Genomic DNA, 20,237 nt, shown 5'->3' with positions numbered 1-20,237 from the left:
CTCCGGAAGTTCCTTACCGTGCCGCATCCTGCGAAACTGGAGTCTGAGCCGGGCCGGTCAGGTCGCTGTCCGTGCTGCGTGTCGTCACCGGGACATCGCCGACCGGTTTTGGGGTATGCAGACCGTCATACTGCAAGGGTTTGAAGGGGCGTATCTGCCTGAGGGCAGGGAGATCCTGCTTCGACCAGCCGCCGCCAAGAGCGCCGATCAGGGCCACGACCGACTGGCGCTGCCGTGTCTTGACCCCGACAAGGCCGACGCGGGCGACAAGTGCGGCCTGCTGCGCCACGACGACATCAAGATAGTTTGTCAGGCCGCCGGTATAAAGCTGCATGGTCATCGTCTGGGTGCGGAGGGCCGCATCCACGGCTCTGGCCTGCTGATCCGTCTCTGTCCGCAGGCGGTTCGTGTTGGTCAGGCCGTCCTCGACCTCCTGAAAGGCGGAGAGGACCTTCGATCGATAGGTCTCCTCGGACTGACGGTATTGCGACCATGAACGCTGCAACTCGGCGCGACGCACACCGCCCTGAAACAGGGGGAGGATGGCCTGTGCTCCGAACTGGTACATCGAGTTCGACAGCGACGCGAGATCGAAGCCGTTATCCATAAAACCCGTCATCGCGTTGAACGTGACATGCGGATAAAAGGCCGCACGGGACACTCCTATGGCGCGATTGGCCTGCGCCATGGCCCGTTCCGATGCGGCAATGTCCGGGCGGCGTTCAAGTAGGGTGGAAGGCAGTCCTACCGCAGGACGAATATCGGCAAGAGCGATCCTGTCCCGTGGCGTGATATGAAAGGAGGCTGGCGCCATGTTCACCAGAACGGCAATGGCATGTTCCATCACGTCCCGCCGCGCCCGGATGTCGGTCTCTTCAGCCTGTGTGGAGGCAAGCTGGGCCTCCGCGCGTGACACATCCAGACCGGCGGCGATGGCGCCCGCCAGACGCATATGGGTGATCTGCACCGCCAGTTCGTAATATCTGATTGAGTCTCGATACACGGCGTCCTGCGCGTCAAGCCCCCGGAGCGCGATGTAATCGGAAGCAAGCTCCGTCGTCAGGCTGAGGCGCGCGACAGCATAGTCAGCCGCGCTTTCCTGAGCCGACTGCTTGGCGATCAGCGTCCGGTTTCTGATGGCGTTCCAGAAATCCGGCTCCCATGTGGCTGCCGCCTGATATTGCTCGGACGACATGTAAATCGGGCCTGTGGCTGTGCCGCCCCGCCACAGTCGGTGCCGGGAGCTTTTATCCTTTTCACCGCTCGCTCCGCCGATGACTTGCGGATACAGGTGGGAGGCAACCTGCGCGGCCACGTCACGCGACTGGGTAAAGCTTTCGGCGGCGGCCTGAAGGTCCGGATTGGCGGCCAGCATCCGCTCTTCCAGTTGATCCAGTTCCGGGTCGCCGAAATCGCGCCACCAGTCTGATCGCGGGGCGCCATCATCCGGTCGCCCGTAACGCATCACGCCCTGACCTTCCCACTGAGCCGGATACAGCAGCTTTGCGGGAGCGTAGCGTGGCGCCAGATCACAGCCGGTGAGGGTTGAGGTGGCTAAAAACAGAAAGGCGACATGACGGGAAAAAGAGGGCCTCATTCGCGGGCCCCTGCTTCTGCCGACGGCCTGTTGTCTTCGGGCATCGCCCTGACATCATCGCCCTGAGACGAAGCGGCAGGCTTCTTCGGCTGGGTGGAGGGTATGTTGTATCCGCGTGTGCCCGGCACGATGCGGACCTTGTCACCGTCGAGCAGCCCCGCGGACGGGTTGTTGATGATCCGGTCGGAACGGCTGATGCCGGCCAGCACCTGCACGGTGGTTCCGAGCACGGTGCCGACCTTGATTGGCACCAGATGCACATGGTCGGTCGGGTCAACCACGGCCACCTGCATGCCCTCGGCCCGGAAAATCAGGGCGCCCTGCGGCAGGATCAGCATGTTGGCGTCGCCCGGCGCTTCGAAGTGCGCTGTGGCGAATGAGTCGGGCCACAGTTCCCCAAGGGGGTTATCAACCATCAGTTCCGTGGTCACGGTACGGGTATTGGGATTAAAGGCGGCGGCTGTCGCGACATAGCGCGCCTTGAAAGTCCGGCCGGGAAACTGGGGGATGCTCAATGTCGCGGTCAGGGCGGGGCTGATGATGTAGGCGTAATCCTGTGGCACCGAAACGAAGATGCGCATGGCGTGGACATCGGCCACACTGAACAGTTCCGTGGCGTTCCCGCGAGAACCGACATCGCCCCGTCCGGCATTCACGTAGTCGCCGACATCCGCCATACGGGCCGTCACGACACCATCGAAGGGCGCTACGATTTTCTTGAACCCTTCGAGAGCCTGATAGCGCTCCATTTCATGACGGGCAGCTTCAACCTGCGCCTTTTCGGCTTCGGCGTTGGCGGCCTGCACATCGACTTCCTGCTGGGACACAGCCTGCGTGCCTTCCAGAGCCTTCCAGCGTCTGGAGGTGATCTGCGCCAGCTTGTAGCGGGCGACCGCCACGTCCAGATTGGCCTTGGCTGCCGCATACTGGGCATCGAGACCCGGCGTGTCGATTTCCGCCAGAACCTCACCCGCCTTCACGTGTGCGCCGATGTCCTTGTACCACATCTTCACGTAGCCGGAGACCTGCGCGTAGATCGGCGCCAGATACCAGGCCGAGATGTTGGCTGGCAGGTCAAGGCTGAGGTGATCCGGTCCCGGCTGGGCAGTGATGATCTGAACCTGCGGGAGAGCGTTTTCCGTCGTCTCGCGGGCGAGGTGGTCATAGTGCATGTTGCGCTGGAAGATACCCCATCCAGCCAGAACAATGGCGAGAATGACGACAAGGATCAGCACGAGGCGTCCGCGTGAAGTCTGGGCGCTCATGCGATTTCTCCTTCCGGATGTGACATCTGTTTTCCATGGCGGCGTGAATGGATGGCGGCGAAAACGCACGGCACGAAGATCAGCGTTGAAATCGTCGCGACGATCAGACCTCCCATGACAGCCCGTCCGAGCGGAGCATTCTGCGAGTTGCTCATGGCCATGGGCAGCATGCCGACGATCATGGCGGAGGCCGTCATCAACACAGGACGGATACGCTCGAATCCGGCGTCGACCGCCGCCTTTACGGCGTCGCCATGACGCAGCAGTTCGTCACGGGCGAAGGACACCACCAGAATGGAGTTCGCGGTCGCCGTGCCCATGCACATGATCGCACCCGTCAGCGCAGGAACGGACAGGGCGGTTTGGGTCAGGAACAGCGACCAGGCGATACCGGCCAGCGCGCCGGGAAGGGCGGTGATGATGATGAACGGATCAAGCCACGACTGGAAATTGACGACGATCACCAGATAGACCAGCAGGATCGACATGGCGAGACCGCCGATCAACTGGATATAGGCCGCGTTCATCGTCACGCCCTGACCGTTCACTGACATGGATGAGCCGTGTGGAAGACGCGCCTGCTCCTGCTCGACAATGCGGTCCACCTGTTTCGCCACCCGTCCGAGATCCAGCCCTTCATTGGAAGCGTAGATGTCAAACACCGGCATGATGTTGTAGTGCGCGATCTCTCCGGGTGTGCCGGTCTGCTCAATCTCGCTCAGACCGCCAAGAATCTGCGGCGGCACGCCCGTCGGATTGCCGTCTCCCTTGTCGATCGGGGTCAGTTCCAGATCATTCAGGGTCTGGAGGAAGTGCGCCGGGGTCTGGATATCGATCAGATGCGAGACGCCGGTCTTTGGATCGAGCCAGTAGACCTGTCCGACCTGCGAGCTGCCCGACAGGGAGACCAGCATGTTGTTGGTGACGTTCGCTTCCGTGATGCCGGTTCCCAGCGCGAAGCTGCGTCGTGCATTGACCAGCAATGTCGGGGTGGTCATGGGCTGCTGAACGGAAATGTCCGTCAGGCCCGGTACATGCCGGAGACGGGCGGCAAGATGGTTTGCGAAGGCGAAATTCTCTTTCAGGTTTCGTCCGACAATCTGCACGTCGAGTGGGGCAGGCGCGCCGAAATTCAGGATTTTCGCCGTCAGGTCAGCGGGCTGGAATGTGATCTGTGTGCCGGGGAAAGCGCGCCCCAGTCCTTTACGCAGAATCTGCCGATATTCCGCGACAGGGGATTCTTCGTCCTTGAGCGTAATCGTCAGATCGCAGTCCTGTGTGCCAACCGTAGGCGTGGGGATGAAGGCCTGATTGAGGGCGCTGAAAGGCAGTCCGCAGTTATCGACGATCGTTTCGACCTGTCCGGGGAGCAGGCGGCTGATCTCATCGTTGATGAGCTGGGAAATCTTGCCTGCCTCTTCGATGCGGGTACCGAGGGGAGCCCGCATATGCATGGCGAGCGAGTTCGATTTGATCTCGGGGAAGAAATCCTGCCCTACGAAAAACAGCAGACCAAGCGACGAGAGCGAGGCGACAAGAAAGCCGCCGATAAAGGAGCCGCGCATGGTCTGGAGGCTGGCCAGCATGTCACGATAGGCGTGGCGGAACTGCTCGAACTTCGCCTCGAACCCGCGCTGGAATCGCCCGAAGAACGATTTCGGCTCCCCGGCGCCATGCCCGTGTCCGGCGGCGACCTGTGCCGCCAGCATGTATTTGGCCATGGTCGGAACGAGCGTTCTGGACAGGATAAAGGAGGCGATCATCGCGAAGATAATGGCTTCGGCCATCGGCATGAACAGCCATCCAGCCACGCCGCTAAGCTGGAAGAGCGGCATCCAGACGATACAGATGCAGAGTGTGGAGACAAAGGTGGCGATGACGATCTGGTTGGCCGCGTCGATGATGGCCGTTTCGAGATCCTTGTCCATGGCCAGATGCGCGTCAATATTCTCGATCATGACCGTCGCGTCATCGACGAGGATGCCGACAGCCAGCGCCAGACCGCCCAGCGTCATGACGTTGATGGTCTGACCGGCCCAGCGCAGGGCGATGATCGAACACAGCATCGCCAGCGGAATGGACGTCGCGATGATGACGGTGGAACGCCAGGAGCCAAGGAACAGCAGCACGACCAGCCCGGTCAGGCAGGCCGCCGTCAGCATTTCCTGCACCACGTCCCGGACGGATTCCTTGACGAAGGTGGATGCGTCATTGATGACGCGGATATCCACGCCTGAGGGGAGTGTTTTCTGAATCCCCGGCAGGAGTTTCTTGACTCCCGCGACAACGTCGAGTGTCGAGGCGTCGCCACTTTTCATGATGACGATCAGCACGCCCTGCTGCCCCTTGACCAGCACGAGATTGGTCTGCGGGGGGCCGCCCTGATGCACCCATGCGACGTCGCGCATATAGACGACGGAATTGCCGACCTGCTTGATCGGCAGCTCATTCAGTGAGTCGATCTCTCGCGGCGAGGCGTTGGTTTGCACCATCCAGTCGAACGTGCCGATTTTCTGGTCACCGGCGGGGAGAACGATGTTCTGTTTTCCAAGGGCCGTGGACACGTCCACGGGCGACAGCCCGTGTGCGAGCAGCTTGGTCGGATCGAGATCCACCATGACATTGCCCGGCTGACCGCCATATGGATTGGGGATGGCCGCACCTGCGACAGACACCAGCGCCGGTCTGATCAGGTTCGACGACATGTCGTAGATTTCGGAGGCTGTCAGATGCGTCGAAGACACCTGAAGCGTCAGAACCGGAACGGAAGACGCGTTGTAGGTGAGGACCAGCGGAGGCGTGGACCCTGTCGGCATCTGTTTCAGAACGGTCTGGGAGACGGCGGTGATCTGGGTCTGTGCGGCGGAAGGGTCCGTGCCGGGCTGAAAGAACACCTTGACGATGCCGCGCCCGTAATAGGACTGGCTCTCGATATGTTCGATATTATTGACCGTCGCGGTCAGGGCGCGTTCATAGTAATAAATGACACGCCCGGACATATCTTCCGGCATGAGGCCGGTATAGGTCCAGACGACGGCCACCACAGGAATGCGAATGCTCGGAAAGACGTCTGTCGGCGTCGATACAATAGCGCGAAGGCCAAAAACCAGAATCAGGATCGACAGGACGACGAACGTATAGGGACGCTTCAGCGCGACCAGAACGATCTCATTCATGCCGACCTGTTTCCGGCCTGCTCTGAACTGGATGGAATGTTCATATCGCCCTCTGTGACAGCAGGCACGGCGGGGTGCCAGTAAATTACTTTTTAGGATGCGTTCTGTGTTCGACGTATCCGCGCCCAACATGAAAGCAGGGTGAACCTCTGAGAAAGTCTCCTGCGTCCGATGTCGTGCATGCTTTCCTGATCATGGCTTACTGATGGTTTTCTCAGAGGGCAAACGCTTCCTGTGAAGATGCTTTCGGAAAAGCGGCGTTTCTGGGTCTCGTGGCAAATTGTATCTGATGAGATTTTTTCTTTTATTTTTGGCAGAGGGGCCTGTCTTTTAAGGATGCTGCGAAAAATATTTGTGACAATGACGCTCTTATAACAAAATTCAATAGTGATATATTATATACGATTTTATCAAGCGGTTTCGATTCTGTCGGATAAGAGAGATTATGGATGTGAAATTTTTTTATGAAAGTGTGGTATGAGCAATTTTTATCATAATTATCTGATATAATTGAATTATAATTAAACTATATAAAATAGTTATATGATTTTTTGTTGTTATTATATCATCTTACGCTGTCGTTGTTTATTGACCCTGCGGTGTGAGTGTGCCTCTAATGCACCGTCAGCACGCAGGATGCTGTGAGAAAGATGAGAGGCATGCACGCGATGTCAGATCGAATGTGTCGCACGGCCCGATGTCGGGCCGACTGCGTCGGCACCATGATGGGTGTCACTTACCCCCGATAGCCGGCAGCGATCTGCCGGCCAGCCATTTTGGTCATGAAGGCAGATTGCCATGTATGAATCTCATACAGTTGAAATCGATGGTGTTTTTCTGGGCACCATCATTCTGGACACCAACCGGACGTCCCATCGTTTCTACGCGACGCATGACAGCGTCCGCGCCCTGCATAATCAGATTCTGAACGAGCGAAGAGAACTGGTGCGTCGCGCAGTCTCCCAGTTCCGTGGTTCCGCGCGAAACGGAGGCTCCCGTGTTCATCGCCCGGTCTGAGCGTCTCGCGGTCGGGGCGTTGATGCAGGGAGATCGTGAGCCTGTGGCTGTGTCCCACAAAGGCCACAGCCTGCCTCTTCACGCACAGGAAGAAAGCTCGGCCGAACTCTGGCAGACAATGCGCAAGGAAGCGCGTCTCAATGCCGATATGGTTCTGGTGGGGCTGATCCGAAGCTGCATTCTGGATCAGCCCGATCTGGCGGGAGGGCTGGCGCGTCTCCTCTCCTCCAAATTTGCGGGAGAGATGGTGCCCGCTCAAGTTCTGGAAGTCCTGATCCGAGACTTCTTTCTGACATGGCCGGGCGCTGTTGAAACGGTGGCGGCGGATCTGCGTTCAATCCGGGAAAGAGATCCCGCGGCTGTCGATCACATTACACCGTTTCTCTTTTTCAAGGGATTTCAGGCTGTGCAGGCGCATCGTGTCGCTCACTGGCTATGGCAGGAAAACCGGAAATTTCTGGCGCGTTATATTCAGGGTAGGGCGTCGGAACTCTTTGCTGTGGATATTCATCCAGCCGCGAAACTCGGGAAAAGAATCATGTTCGACCATGGTACCGGGATTGTGGTGGGTGAAAGCGCTGTGGTGGAAGATGATGTCGCCCTTCTCCAGAACGTCACGCTGGGCGGGACAGGCAAGGAAGGGGGAGACCGACATCCCAAGGTGCGCCGTGGCGCGCTGATTGGAACCGGCGCAAAAGTGCTGGGCAATATCGAGATTGGCGAAGGCGCCAGAATAGGCGCGGGAGCGATCGTTTTGAAGTCTGTTGAGCCTTATACGACCGTTGTTGGTAATCCAGCACGGCCTGTGGGGAAAAAACACACGGGATTACCTTCCCTGACAATGGATCAGTCTCTTCCTGCCGTGGATTATGTAATCTGAACCGACGCATGATCCGCTTTTTCTGACATAAACCAAAACAACTGCTGTTTTCTCAAGTGACCGGGCTTTCCATGAACACGACACTCCGCCGAACATTGTTTCTGGCTTCACCGTTTCTTGCTTCCACTCTTCCGCACCATGCGGAAGCGCGTTCCACCGACCCTGAAGTGCTGGAGTTGCGCCGTGAACTCGCGGCCATGCGGCAGGAAATGGCGGAAATGCGTCATGATTTTCGGGCGCAGGTCAGTGGTGATCATGGCCGTGGCAGCCCGCTTCATGAAAACGCGGCGCGGTTCCGGCACCATGACTCCCATCTGGCCAGTGCTGGCTCCGATGAAGTGAAGCCGGTTTTCTCGCAGGTTGCCGCCCGTCCGAGTGGACCGCGGTCTCCGTCTGAAAGCCGGATTGCCCTTCCGGAAGGGCCTGTGCAGTCATGGGCTGATTTCAAGGCAGCCAATGCCAAGAACGAAACCCTACAGATTGGTGGCATGCAGATTGGTTTCCCGAAGGGAAGGCCGACCATTGCTTCTGAGGACGGTTCTTACGCCTTTTCAGTCGGTCTGCTTGCGCAGGAAGATTTCGGAGGCTTTCTCGGAGCGGGCCCGCGTGGTAGTGAAGCCAAGGGAAATTTCAACAATTTTACCCAGAATGCGCGTCGTCTGCGTTTATATTTTTCCTGGCGCTACAAGGACTGGGTCGTCAACGTGACGCCTGATTTCGGGTCCAGTTCCGTCGATGGCACTGTTGGTCTGTTTGAAGCGAACCTGAACTATACCGGTCTCAGGAACACCATGCTGACAGTGGGCTACTTCCAGCCGCGTATGGAAGAAGAAAGTGCTGAACGCTCGGGTGCGTTTGAATTCCTTGAGCGTCCTACCATCGTTGATCTGGTCCGTAACATTGCAGGCGGCGTTGCGCGCTTCAGCGTGGGCGGCGAGCATTGGGAAAAACGCTGGCTGGCAGCGGCCTATTTCACGGGCCAGAAATTTGGCGACCGTAACAAGGATACGACCATCACCGACAGCCAGACGGGTGGTGTGGCCCGTATCGCCGGTCGTCCTTATGTGAGCAAGGACATTGATGTCCATGTTGGCGCTGGAGCGACAGCCGCTTTCAAGCTTAATGAAAACTCTTCTGGTCGTAACTATACCTTCAGTGACAACATGGAGGTTCCGCTGGGAGAGACTTCCCTGCTGACATCCGGTGCGCTCAAGAATGTGTCGCAGATATGGGCGGCAGGACCGCAGCTTGCCTTCCGCTGGAAAAATCTTCTGCTGAAAAGCGAATATTACCATATCGGCGTTTCCCGCGGGAATCAGCCTGCGGGCAGCAACCTGCCTTCGCTGGGCTTTGACGGCTGGTATGTGGCCGCCAACTATACGATTTTCGGTCATCCGCGTGCCTACAATCCGAAGATCGCCGCGTTTACAAGCCCGGGTGTCGAATATGACTTCGATCCGGCTCATAATCACTGGGGCGCGCTGGAAGTCAGCGGTCGCTGGAGCGTGACTGACCTTGGTGACGTCGCCAGTCAGGGAGGAACCGGCGTCAACGGTAATCAGCAGACCGTGTGGCAGGCAGGCTTCAACTGGTATCCCAACCAGCACATCAAATTCATGCTCGATTACGCCCGCTACATCGTGTCCCGCTCGAAAGGTGTCAGCGGTGGCGTGAATGTTCTCGGCCGTGATGGAAACGCCATTGTTGCCAGAGCGCAGGCGGCATTCTGAGCGAAAAGACAGGAAGACATGTCATGAAGAATACTTTTGCTTTCAGCCGTCGTGCGCTTCTCAAGGGCGGAGTGGCTGCCGGTGTGGCCGGTTTTGTGGGGGGCGTGCATGCAGCGCATGCCGCAAGCTGGTCGCTCCTGAATGTTTCATATGACCCAACGCGTGAGCTTTACGCTGATATCAACAAAGCTTTTTCCGCCTTCTGGTCAAAGGATCATCCTGATGACCGGGTGCTGGTGAAAACCTCTCACGGCGGTTCCGGCGCTCAGTCACGCTCTGTTCTGGAAGGCGCGCCGGCTGATATCGTCACGTTGGGGCTGGCCTACGATATCGACATTCTGGCCCAGCACGGTCTGCTTGCAGCCGACTGGCAGAAGCGTCTGCCACATAATTCCACTCCGTTCACCAGTACGATCGTGTTTCTGGTGCGCAAGGGAAATCCGAAGAATATTCACGACTGGCCTGACCTGATCCGTGACGATGTTTCGGTCATCACGCCCAACCCCAAAACATCCGGCGGCGCACGCTGGAACTATCTTGCCGCGTGGGGCTGGGCGCTTCGCACACACGGTCAGTCGGAAGATGCTGCAAAAGACTATCTGAAAGCTCTCTTCAAGCATGTTCCTGTTCTCGACACAGGAGCGCGAGGGGCGACCAACTCTTTCGTGCAACGCCATCTGGGTGACGTGCTGATTGCGTGGGAAAACGAAGCATTGCTCGCCGCCCGCGATGTCGGGCCGGATCAGTTCGATATCGTTGTGCCGTCTGTCAGCGTTCTTGCGGAACCGCCTGTCGCCGTCGTTGACAAGAACGTCAAGGCGCATGGCACCGAGGCCGTCACGACCGCTTATGCAGAGTTCCTCTTCACGCCGGAAGCACAGAAACTCGGGGCAAAGCATTATTACCGTCCAGTTGACCCTACGATTCTCGCTGAAACCAAAGGTGTTTTTCAGAAGATCGAGACGTTTGATATCGCCAGCCTTGGTGGTTGGCAGGCTGTGCAGAAAAAGCATTTCAGTGAAAATGGCGTATTTGATCAGTTGTACAGCAAATAATATGCGCGCAGTTTCTGATGGCTGGTATGGCAGCCAGCCATCAGCTCTGGATTACTGAGACAATACGGGACATTGCTCCAGGTTTGGCTGCCTGGAGCAATGTTCGATCAGACGGAAACATCTGATCGAATAAGTTTCATTAATAAACCATAAGTTATGTTTGTATCTGTAATCCGGTCTGAATGGACGGAGCCAGAGGGAACGCGATCAAGCGTGGCGTTCTGACAAGACATGGCGACCGACAGCATCGTCCGTCGCGCTGCGCCAAACTGTCATTGATCAGAAGGTGGATCGGGCAGAGTGGCCCTTCTGTCTGGAGAAACGATGCTGATGGTCCTGCGTCGGTACTGTCTGGCCTGCCCGGAGTGATCGCCTTTATGCGTTGCTGCCGTTGTTGTGCCTCTGATACGCTGAACGTGTCCCAGTATCTCAAGCGGCAAACGCTCCAGACGTTACCCGCAGGCTTTTTTCCTCTTGATATTGTTGAAGGCCAAGCGGTCGAAGGAACCCTTTTCTTTTCGTTGTTACGGCCGACAGGCGGGTTTACGCTGATGCAGTCGGTGACCAACACCAACAGAGCAACGGCCTGTCGGAACATATGCTTCAACCTGCCGCTGGTTCCGTATCGGGAGACAGGCCTAACCCTGATGTTCCGGATGAAGCCTCAGACTGTTCATCGGTCTAACATTCTCTGAAAATACATCTTCAAAATCTGGTTTTCAGAGCCAGAAGGATTTATTGCCAATCAGCAGGTCAAACCACGGAAATAAAAATCTGATTTAAAATAAACCTTGTAATTACAAATACTTGATATGTTCTGCTTTGAAAGCCCAGCTTGAGGTGATGGTCTGGAAAAGAAACGGCTTTGTCGCAATATGCCTGAAAACCGTCGGTTTTTTTATTCCGATATCGAAACAGAAAAGCTATCGAATACGCATCCTAACGAGCTTGCGAGCTTCATGAGAGGAGCGTCATGTCTGTGATGAGATTGTTCACGATACAAAGAAAAACGGTCTTTTTATCTGCACTCTGTATGACAACGATTTTGTCCTCCTATCCCTCGTTCCACAATGGCGCTCTTGCCGCCAGCACGCATCGTCATCAGGCGTCCGGATCTCCCAACGCTGCGTCCAAACCGGCGGTGGTGGCCCGGAAACACAAGGCTCCCACTTCCATGGAGGCCTCTGGCGAAGGGGAAGCGATCAAGGTTTCCATCCGTCGTCGTGCGGCCGCTGGACATGTTCTGGTCACGAGAGCCGCCATCGAGCGTCTGTCTCCGGGCATGAACCCGATGGCGGCCCTGAATCAGTCGCCGGGGATCAATTTCCAGTCTGCCGATGCACTGGGAGCGTCCACATGGGGAACGCAGATCTACATGCACGGCTTTGCCCAAAAGGATGTCGGCGTCACGCTGGATGACATGCCTCTCGGGGAAATGACTTATCGCAACTATAACGGTGTTAATCCAACTCTCGCGGTGGCGCCGGAGAATGTCGCTGGGATCGATGTGTCGCAGTCGGCTGGCGCGGAAGAGGTCGCGGCCAGTAATAATCTCGGTGGTTCACTGGCCTATCGGTCCATCGATCCTGCCCACAAGCTCGGAGCTTCCATTCAGCAGGGGTTCGGCAGCTATTCGATGTACCATACCTATACGCGGATAGACAGCGGCGATCTGAACGCGACAGGAACAAGGTTCTATGTTTCCTATCTGCGTAATGACCAGCAGAAATGGAAAGGCGCTGGTCAGCAGTTTTCGCAGCAGGCTACCGCCAAGCTGATCCAGCCGATCGCGCAGAAAAGCGCCTTGTCAGCGTATTTCAATTATTATGACATGCATTCTTACGAATATCAGGACCTGTCACCGGAAGTTATCCAGAAACTGGGATACAAGGTGGACAATTACTATAATGGGAAAGCAAGCGGATATCTGGCGGCCGTCAACGCCAGCAAAGGGATTTATCCCAAAGGGTTTGAGAAACTGTCCGACCCGCTGGACGCCTCCTATTATGACGGACCGACCAACGAACACGGTTTCATGGGATACCTGAAATCGGACCTGACCCTGACAGACCAGTTGAAATGGGTGACTACCGCCTACGGTCATGCTGATATGCAGAAAACCGGCTGGAATTCTCCCTATTTCGCCTCGCCCAATGGTTCGCCGCTCAGTGAAATTGTCAAACAGCCCTCTTTCCGGCGGTTCGGTATTCTGTCCAAGATGTCCTACGACATTGCGCGGAACCATATCGGCCTTGGTGTCTGGTATGAAAACAATTCCTACCAGTCTTCAATGTGGGCGTATGAACAGCCCAATGTTGTCAATGGCCAGATCGTGGGAGGGCTCCCGAACAATCTCGGGCGGTTACGCAATCCTTTTGCCGAAATATTCAATCAGAACTACAATTCCAACACCTTTACAGCATTTGTAAACGATACATACCGTCCCATCCAGAATCTGGCCCTGCATTTCGGCTTCAAATCCATTCTCTCGACACAGAGGGTCGGTGACGGATATCTGAGCACCGCCTACTATGGCACCTCTGGTGGAGGCATCACCTCTGGTGAAAGCCTGACTACGGCAAAGGCCTTTCTCCCGCATATCGGCGTCGATTACAGATTCCTGAAAAACCATGAAATATTTATAGATATTTCTGAAAATGCCCGAACCTACATGGAATCGGGCTTCAAACTGTCAGCCTCGCCTTTCGCAGTCACACAAGCGGCCTATAATCTGAGCCGCAATTCAATCCGACCGGAGAAGGACTGGACATACGCCATCGGTTACCGTTACTCGGATCGCCTGATGGATGCTTCGGTGTATGCCTACCGGACCAACTATTTCAATCGCCTTCAGCAGATCACCTCCGGGTCGCTGCTCAATCCAGTGTCAGCGGTCGCGAATGTTGGCAGCATAACCATGAACGGCGTGGATGCGCAGTTTGTCATCCGTCCGATCCATAACCTCTCGATCTCAAACAGTGTAAGCTATAACCACGCAGTTTACGATCAGAATATTACACAGCAGGGTGTGGCTTATCACACGAAAAATCAGCAGGTCGTGAACTATCCGCGCTTCATGTACAAGGCAAATCTCGCCTATGACTGGCGCAGCCTGAGCTTTTATATCGAAGGAAACTATATCGGTCACAGAAATTACGATTATTCCGGGCAGATTCACGCTCCCAGTTACTGGCTCGCCAATCTTGGCCTGCAATGGCATGTCAAAAAGCCATCGGATGATGGGTCGCGTCTGGGAGGTTTCGTGAAAGGTCTGACCGTGGCGTTCAACCTCAACAACATCACCAATCAATATTATATAGCCACGATGGGCGAAAACGGAAACCCGTTGGATTCAGCGAGTGGTTACAGCTTCCAGTCCATGATCCTTGGCATGCCGAGGACTGCTTTCGGTTCTATCAAGGCCGATTTCTGAGAAGACCACGTCGATCTGTGGATCGGAAAGACGTAATGTTTCGGCTCGGGGCCAGATCCCTGAGCCGGAACTCTAAGAGTGTGGCGACGTGGATTGCAGACATGCAGACGTGACCGCCGTGATTGTAGAAGGCTGCTCTCGCAGTCAACCATTCAGTCTTGTAAAGACGTCTGAATAAAATGGAGTTTTCTACAACTCTGTTAAAGAAGAATCCTGTTTTCGACTTCCCTTCAACGGCATGTGGACAGTGCTGTTTCGTTCTGTAAGAGGCTGACAGACCTGTTTATGCAGAATTGCCTTCAAAGCAGGAGTGTTGGGTAGTCTAGCGAAGCCGGTGGTGGCCTTTGCCATTCACACCGGATACCAGAGAAAACTGGTTCTGTTTCCAGTCACATATCCACTCCAGACCAGCTATTGCCTGCCTCCCTTATATCAGGGAAATGACAGGCGACTTCCCGTTTGTCGCCTACCGGCTGGAGCGCAGGCGCTTCCTGTGAACAGCGGTTTTCCGCTTTCGGGCAGCGGGTATGAAAGCGGCAGCCGGAAGGGGGCGAGATCGGCGACGGTACATCGCCATGCAGCAGGATGCGTCTGTCTTCGGCTCCGATGATCGGCTCCGGGACAGCGGAAATCAGGGCCGCCGTATAGGGATGCGCAGGATACTGCATGACTGTGTCGGTATCGCCGAGTTCCACGATCGCGCCGAGATACATCACCGCCACACGCGTCGAGATCTGTCTGACCACGGCGAGGTCATGCGCGATAAAGATATAGGTCAGACCAAGCTCTTCCTTGAGATCGGTAAAGAGATTGACGATCTGGGCCTGCACCGACACATCCAGCGCGGAAACTGGTTCATCCGCGATGATCAGTCGTGGCGAGAGCGCCAACGCACGGGCGATGTTGATCCGCTGGCGCTGCCCCCCGGAAAATTCATGCGGATAACGGGCCAGAGCGGAGCGAGGCAGGCTCACGAGGTCCATCAGTTCATCAAGCCGCGCCTCGATCGTGTGACGATTGCGTCTCTGACCGTTCTCATCAGGGTGGACGCGCAACGGTTCGGCCAGAAGATCACCGATCCGTCGCTTCGGGTTGAGTGCAGCGTAGGAATCCTGAAAAACCATCTGCATCTGACGGCGGACAGGTCGGAGCGCACGATCATTCACGCGCGAAATATCCTGCTCTTCGAACAGGATCGTGCCGGATGTCAAATCGGTCAGGCGCAGCAGGCAACGCCCCAGCGTGGATTTGCCGCAGCCGGATTCCCCGACAAGGCCGAGCACTTCTCCAGAACGAACCGTCAGGGAAACAGTGTCGAGAGCCCGCAGTGTCTTTCCATGAGGAAGACGATATTCCTTGCAAAGGTCGATGGCTTTCAGAATCTCGCTCATTGAACGGTTCCTGCAGTCAGACGCGGTGCAAGCGGGCGGTCTTCCGTCGGGAGAACACAGGCGACATCCTGTTCGGCCCATTGCACAAGCGACGGCAGAACCTCGCAGGCATCATGCACATAATGGCAACGTGGCGCAAAGGCACAGCCGGGGGGGCGTTCCAGCGGAGCAGGGGTAGCGCCTGCGATGGACGGCAGGCGAACTGGCCGTGGTCCGGTCAGTGGCGGAATCGAGTCCAGCAGCGCCGCCGTATAGGGATGAGCGGGCTGGGCAAAGATCGCCGACGCAGGTCCACGCTCGGCTACACGTCCGGAATACAGCACCATCACATGGTCACAGGTCTCGGCCACAACACCCATATCATGTGTGATCAGCATGACGGCTGAACCGTAATCCGTGCGGAGATTGCGGAGAAGATCGAGAATCTGCGCCTGTACCGTCACGTCCAGCGCCGTGGTCGGTTCATCGGCGATCAGCAGGGCCGGATTGCAGGACAGCGCCATGGCGATCATCGCACGCTGGCGCAGGCCGCCGGACAACTGGTGCGGATAGCGGTTGGCGGTGCGCTCCGGGTCCGGCACGCCCATGTCGCCAAGTAGCCGCACCGTGCGTGTGCGGGCCTCGGACTTCGAGACGCGCTCATGAACGCGGATCGCCTCGTCGATCTGCCAGCCGATCGTGTAAACCGGCGTGAAGGCCGTCATAGGGTCCTGAAAAATCATCGCGATTTCGCGGCCACGTATGGGCCGGAACGCTTTCTGCGGCAGAGTGGTCAACTCCTGCCCACGGAACCGGACTGAACCACGCAGACTGACGCCCGGATCGTCGATCAGACGCATGATGGTCATAGCCGTCACGCTCTTGCCTGAGCCTGATTCCCCAACGATGCCAAGGATTTCCTGCTCACTCACGGTAAACGAGACGTTTTCGATGATCGGCACATCCCGTCCGCCCGAACGGAAGCTCACGCAGAGGTCGCGCACGTCGAGAAGGGGAGCATCACCGGCCATCACGGACTCTCGGGTCGAGAAAGATGTAGATCACATCGACCAGCGCGTTCGCCAGCACGACGAACACGGCGGAATACATCACGCTGGCCATGATGAGCGGCAGATCGAGCGCAGAGAGCGCCTGATAGGTCAGCCGCCCGACACCCTGAAGACCGAACACCACTTCCGTCAGCAGTGCGCCGCCGCCGATCAACTGCGCGAAATCCATACCGAACAGGGAGACGAAGGTGATCATGGAGGTCCGCAGACCATGCACCAGCAGCACGCGGCTCGGGGACAGCCCTTTGGCGCGGGCCGTTCGCATGAAATCCTCGCCGGACACGGTCACAAGATCAGAGCGCAGCACGCGGGCATAGACGCCGATGAAAAGCACCGCGAGCGTGCACCACGGAATGATCAGCGCCTTGAACCAGCCGACCGGGCTTTCCGCGAATGGCACATAGCCAAGCGCAGGCACCCAGGAGAACAGCCATGTGTCGTGATAGCGCGCCTGCGTGATGAGGTTGCCGACCTGACCGAGCCAGAACACCGGAATGGAGATGCCGACCAGCCCGATGGCCATCAGTGTCCGGTCGATCCATGTGCCGCGAAACGCCGCCGCGACCGTGCCCATGAGGATGGACGCCACCACCCAGATCACAGCGCCACCGGTCGCCAGCGACAAGGTGACGGGCGCGGCCTTGATCAGTTCAGGCACGACCTTCTCGCCACGATTGGCGTAGGAGGTCAGATCCTGCGTGATGAAGAGCTTCTTCATCATGGTCGCATACTGGACAGGCAGAGGACGGTCGAACCCGTATTCCTGCCGCACCTTGGCGATGGTTTCGGGCGAAGCGTTCTTGCCGGCGATGCGTGAGGTCGGGTCCGCTCCGGGTGTTGCGAAGAACACCAGAAACACCAGAACGGAAATCCCGAACAGCACGAAGACAGTCTGACCGAACCTCTGGAGTAGGGCTTTCAGCATTACGCGCCCCTCTTGCTGGTCTCGCGCTCGTCCAGCGCATCCCGCAATCCATCGCCCAGCACGTTCAGCGCCACCACGACAATGACGATGGCCAGACCCGGCGCGATGGCGACCATCGGGCGGGAGTAGATCAGCCCTTCGCCGTCCTGAATGATCGTCCCCCACGAGGCAGTCGGAGCCTGCACACCGATGGAGAGGAAGGACAGCGCGGACTCAGTCAGCAGCGCAAAGGCGGCCAGCAAGGGAGCCAGCACGACGATGGAACTGGCGACGTTCGGCAGGATGTCCACCAACAGGATACGCCAACGTGGCACGCCGAGGCTGCGCGCCGCCATGACGAAATCGGCATTTCGCAACGCCATGACCCGTCCCCGGATCGGGCGTGCGGCGTAAGGCATATACACCAGCGCGATAATGGCGATGGGGATGATCAGGTTATCCGCTTCCAGTCTGATCGGACCGATATGCAGCCCGTCACTGATGGTCACGATCGAGAGCGAGATGGCGAACAGATAGACCGGCACGGCCCACATGATGTCCATGATGCGTGACAGCACCATATCCACGATGCCGCTGAAGAATCCCGCAAGAATGCCGACCACGCTGGCAATGAGGATACACAGCGCCGCCGCCGCGAAGGAAATCAGCAGGGAAATCCGTCCGCCATACAGCAGCCGAGCCGCCACATCCCGACCCTGACTGTCCGAGCCGAGCATGTAGGCGGACGGGTTCCATGTCGGACCCGCGGGCGTCAGCCCCAGATGCAGCGGATTGTCATTCGGTTGCATGATGTCGATGGTTTTGCCGTCCAGCGTGAACGACCCGGCGACATTGGCGCGGAAGGGATTGGTATGGGCGATATCATGCGCGTAAAACGGTGCGAGTAGACACAGCAGCACCATAAGACCCAGCACGCCCAGCGCCGTCATTGCCGCACGATTACGCGCCAGCGCCCGGAACGCGCTCCGCCATGGTCCCGGAGGCGTTGCGTCCTGCACACCGCTCACCGCGCTTCTCCTTGGGCATCTCCCGCCCGGCGCAGCTTCATCTGCGAAAAAATGGCCTCATAAATCGGAGTGTCGAACGCGCCATGGACGCGGGTGGACATCAGCGCCACGCGGCGGGTCTGATCGAGCGGCAGGGCAGGGGCCTGCGCCATCAGGGCGCGAGACGCTTCGGCCCACAACGCATCGCCCGCTTTCTGATCCGTCAGAGAAACTTCCTCGGCCCTGTCCATCAGCGCGTCCAGTTTCGGGTCGCAGAACTGGGAGGCATTGATGGAATTGCTCGAATGCGGAACGAACGTCTCGCAGGAAAACAGTGTGCGCAGAAAGGAGGATGCGGAAGGGTAATCCGCGCTCCAGCCCGTCAGCCCGATCTGAACTTTATTATCGCTGTTCTGGATATAACTGAACTCGATCACCGGCGTAATGGGACGCACGGAGGCGACATAGCCCAGATCGACCAACGTGGAGCGAATCTCGTTGGCGATGGCGCCCGAGCCACCCGAACCCGGCGTGACAATAACCACTTTCTGGCCTTTGGTGCCGCTTTCTTCAACCAGTTTACGGGCTTTTTCGAGATCGGGTTCTTTCCAGTCCGGAGCGGGATGATCCGGGGATGCGCCCTTTGTGTAGGCGCAGCCCGGCTCATATCCAGGAGCGCCCGTAGGCAGCATCTGGCAGGCTGCGGTGGAGACTGCCGGACCGCCATTATAGATCACCACCGCTTTGCGGTTCAGTGCGTAGTTCAGTGCCTGCCGGACGCGAAGATCGTTGAAAGGCGGCAGGTTCACGTTCAGCGCGGCGTAATAGATGGCGAGCTGATCTATCAGTTTCACGCGGTCTGAAAAGCGGGCTCCGACTTCCGCCTGCCGGTCCAGCGGCACGCTTTCTAGCATCCAGTCATACTGGTTGTTCTCGATGGCTGTGACGGCGGCTTCCGGGTCCAGCCCGAAGGAGTAGCGGATTTCGTCGGGATAGCCTGCCGGCTGCGCCACAACATCCCACTGTCTGAAGTAGGGGTTGCGCTCCATTTTCAGGCCGGAATTGGGCTCATAGGAGACAATCCTGTAGGGGCCGGTCCCGAGGGGGGCGTCATTGCCGGTATCATGCGCCGGAGTGTCGGCAGGCATGATGGAGGCGTGCTGAAACGCCAGCCGGTCAAAAAATTCGGCGTCCGGATGTGTCAGATGAAAGGTGACGGTCCATGCCTTGTCATCAGCGCTCACGCCTCCGGCAAGCGTGCAGTGACCGGAATCTTTCAGGCAGGCATCACCGCCGACGATATGACTGTAATACGGGCCTGCGGTCGGGCTGTTCACCTTGAAAATCCGCTGCATGGAAGCGACCACGTCATCCGGTGTCACTTCCTTGCCGCTTGAAAAACGAATGCCGTGCCGCAGATGAAATACATAGGTTCTGCCATCGTCCTGCGGTTCCGGCAGAGCTTCCGCGAGGTCAGGGACGGCGTGACTGCCGAGCTGGCTTGGCGTCTTGGCGAAGGTGGTCAGCCCGTCATAGACGATGGCTTCCATCTGATAGGTGATGTGAACGTAGCTGATCTGCGGATCGAGCGTTCCGCCCGAGTTCTCGGCGGTTATGCGGAGGATACCGCCAGCCTCGGCGCTGTCCGGCGCGCCGGGCGTGACGGTTGCCGCATGCAGAGTCGCCGGGAGTAAGGCCATGTTCAGGAAAAGAGATGAAACAATCTTCTTTTT

General features: G+C 57.5%; 13 protein-coding genes. 5 read left to right on the top strand and 8 right to left on the bottom strand.

What is annotated here, in order from left to right:
* Positions 1–13 precede the first annotated feature (13 nt).
* From LKE90_RS06010 to LKE90_RS06000, 3 genes are read right to left on the bottom strand one after another with little or no spacing between them, the layout of a single operon-like run.
* Entirely contained in the window at positions 14–1,597 is a 1,584-nt protein-coding gene (locus tag LKE90_RS06010) for an efflux transporter outer membrane subunit (protein WP_291492439.1), read from the bottom strand.
* Positions 1,594–2,862: an efflux RND transporter periplasmic adaptor subunit gene (locus LKE90_RS06005; protein ID WP_291492437.1), complete on the bottom strand. Its 1,269-nt coding sequence runs from the start codon at positions 2,860–2,862 to the stop codon at positions 1,594–1,596. The genes LKE90_RS06010 and LKE90_RS06005 overlap by 4 nt, the downstream gene beginning before the upstream one ends.
* Entirely contained in the window at positions 2,859–6,038 is a 3,180-nt protein-coding gene (locus LKE90_RS06000) for an efflux RND transporter permease subunit (RefSeq protein ID WP_291492435.1), read from the bottom strand. Before LKE90_RS06000 ends, LKE90_RS06005 begins: the two co-directional genes overlap by 4 nt.
* Positions 6,039–6,836: 798 nt before the next feature.
* Between LKE90_RS06000 and LKE90_RS05995 the strand changes: the two genes are divergently transcribed.
* From LKE90_RS05995 to LKE90_RS05975, 5 genes are all read left to right on the top strand, one after another.
* Positions 6,837–7,055 carry a hypothetical protein gene (locus tag LKE90_RS05995; protein ID WP_291492433.1) on the top strand — a complete coding sequence of 73 codons (219 nt, stop codon included), beginning with the start codon at positions 6,837–6,839 and terminating at the stop codon, positions 7,053–7,055.
* Positions 7,056–7,077: 22 nt separating this feature from the next.
* Positions 7,078–7,935 carry a serine O-acetyltransferase gene (gene cysE / locus LKE90_RS05990; RefSeq protein ID WP_407066077.1) on the top strand — a complete coding sequence of 286 codons (858 nt, stop codon included), beginning with the start codon at positions 7,078–7,080 and terminating at the stop codon, positions 7,933–7,935.
* 71 nt (positions 7,936–8,006) lie between these two features.
* A complete protein-coding gene (locus LKE90_RS05985) occupies positions 8,007–9,665 on the top strand; it encodes an OprO/OprP family phosphate-selective porin (RefSeq protein ID WP_291492432.1) in 1,659 nt (552 codons plus the stop codon).
* A 23-nt stretch (positions 9,666–9,688) separates the two neighbouring features.
* The gene (locus tag LKE90_RS05980) at positions 9,689–10,720 is read left to right on the top strand and encodes a sulfate ABC transporter substrate-binding protein (RefSeq protein WP_291492430.1); all 1,032 of its coding nucleotides are present in this window, start codon (positions 9,689–9,691) and stop codon (positions 10,718–10,720) included.
* 1,033 nt (positions 10,721–11,753) lie between these two features.
* Positions 11,754–14,153: a TonB-dependent receptor gene (locus LKE90_RS05975; protein WP_291492428.1), complete on the top strand. Its 2,400-nt coding sequence runs from the start codon at positions 11,754–11,756 to the stop codon at positions 14,151–14,153.
* Positions 14,154–14,542: 389 nt separating this feature from the next.
* Here LKE90_RS05975 and LKE90_RS05970 read toward each other — a convergent pair whose 3' ends face one another.
* From LKE90_RS05970 to LKE90_RS05950, 5 genes are read right to left on the bottom strand one after another with little or no spacing between them, the layout of a single operon-like run.
* Positions 14,543–15,544 (bottom strand): ABC transporter ATP-binding protein, encoded by a 1,002-nt coding sequence (locus LKE90_RS05970; RefSeq protein ID WP_291492426.1) that lies wholly within the window; start codon positions 15,542–15,544, stop codon positions 14,543–14,545.
* Entirely contained in the window at positions 15,541–16,554 is a 1,014-nt protein-coding gene (locus LKE90_RS05965) for an ABC transporter ATP-binding protein (RefSeq protein WP_291492424.1), read from the bottom strand. The genes LKE90_RS05970 and LKE90_RS05965 overlap by 4 nt, the downstream gene beginning before the upstream one ends.
* Positions 16,544–17,518 carry an ABC transporter permease gene (locus LKE90_RS05960; RefSeq protein WP_291492422.1) on the bottom strand — a complete coding sequence of 325 codons (975 nt, stop codon included), beginning with the start codon at positions 17,516–17,518 and terminating at the stop codon, positions 16,544–16,546. Before LKE90_RS05960 ends, LKE90_RS05965 begins: the two co-directional genes overlap by 11 nt.
* Positions 17,518–18,525: an ABC transporter permease gene (locus LKE90_RS05955; protein ID WP_291492420.1), complete on the bottom strand. Its 1,008-nt coding sequence runs from the start codon at positions 18,523–18,525 to the stop codon at positions 17,518–17,520. Before LKE90_RS05955 ends, LKE90_RS05960 begins: the two co-directional genes overlap by 1 nt.
* Positions 18,522–20,204 carry an ABC transporter substrate-binding protein gene (locus LKE90_RS05950; protein WP_291492418.1) on the bottom strand — a complete coding sequence of 561 codons (1,683 nt, stop codon included), beginning with the start codon at positions 20,202–20,204 and terminating at the stop codon, positions 18,522–18,524. The genes LKE90_RS05955 and LKE90_RS05950 overlap by 4 nt, the downstream gene beginning before the upstream one ends.
* Positions 20,205–20,237 lie beyond the last annotated feature (33 nt).

The sequence above is a fragment of the Acetobacter sp. genome (genome assembly GCF_022483985.1).
GTDB lineage: Bacteria > Pseudomonadota > Alphaproteobacteria > Acetobacterales > Acetobacteraceae > Acetobacter.
This window is presented reverse-complemented; position numbering and strand designations above follow the sequence as displayed.

What these genes read in the sequence shown, in the direction of transcription:
- LKE90_RS05950 (WP_291492418.1), bottom strand. Translation starts at nt 20,204, where the DNA reads ATGGCCTTACTCCCGGCGACTCTGCATGCGGCAACCGTCACGCCCGGC.
- LKE90_RS05965 (WP_291492424.1), bottom strand. Translation starts at nt 16,554, where the DNA reads ATGGCCGGTGATGCTCCCCTTCTCGACGTGCGCGACCTCTGCGTGAGC.
- LKE90_RS05980 (WP_291492430.1), top strand. Translation starts at nt 9,689, where the DNA reads ATGAAGAATACTTTTGCTTTCAGCCGTCGTGCGCTTCTCAAGGGCGGA.
- LKE90_RS05985 (WP_291492432.1), top strand. Translation starts at nt 8,007, where the DNA reads ATGAACACGACACTCCGCCGAACATTGTTTCTGGCTTCACCGTTTCTT.
- cysE (WP_407066077.1), top strand. Translation starts at nt 7,078, where the DNA reads ATGCAGGGAGATCGTGAGCCTGTGGCTGTGTCCCACAAAGGCCACAGC.
- LKE90_RS05975 (WP_291492428.1), top strand. Translation starts at nt 11,754, where the DNA reads ATGACAACGATTTTGTCCTCCTATCCCTCGTTCCACAATGGCGCTCTT.
- LKE90_RS05970 (WP_291492426.1), bottom strand. Translation starts at nt 15,544, where the DNA reads ATGAGCGAGATTCTGAAAGCCATCGACCTTTGCAAGGAATATCGTCTT.
- LKE90_RS05960 (WP_291492422.1), bottom strand. Translation starts at nt 17,518, where the DNA reads ATGCTGAAAGCCCTACTCCAGAGGTTCGGTCAGACTGTCTTCGTGCTG.
- LKE90_RS06010 (WP_291492439.1), bottom strand. Translation starts at nt 1,597, where the DNA reads ATGAGGCCCTCTTTTTCCCGTCATGTCGCCTTTCTGTTTTTAGCCACC.
- LKE90_RS05995 (WP_291492433.1), top strand. Translation starts at nt 6,837, where the DNA reads ATGTATGAATCTCATACAGTTGAAATCGATGGTGTTTTTCTGGGCACC.
- LKE90_RS06000 (WP_291492435.1), bottom strand. Translation starts at nt 6,038, where the DNA reads ATGAATGAGATCGTTCTGGTCGCGCTGAAGCGTCCCTATACGTTCGTC.
- LKE90_RS06005 (WP_291492437.1), bottom strand. Translation starts at nt 2,862, where the DNA reads ATGAGCGCCCAGACTTCACGCGGACGCCTCGTGCTGATCCTTGTCGTC.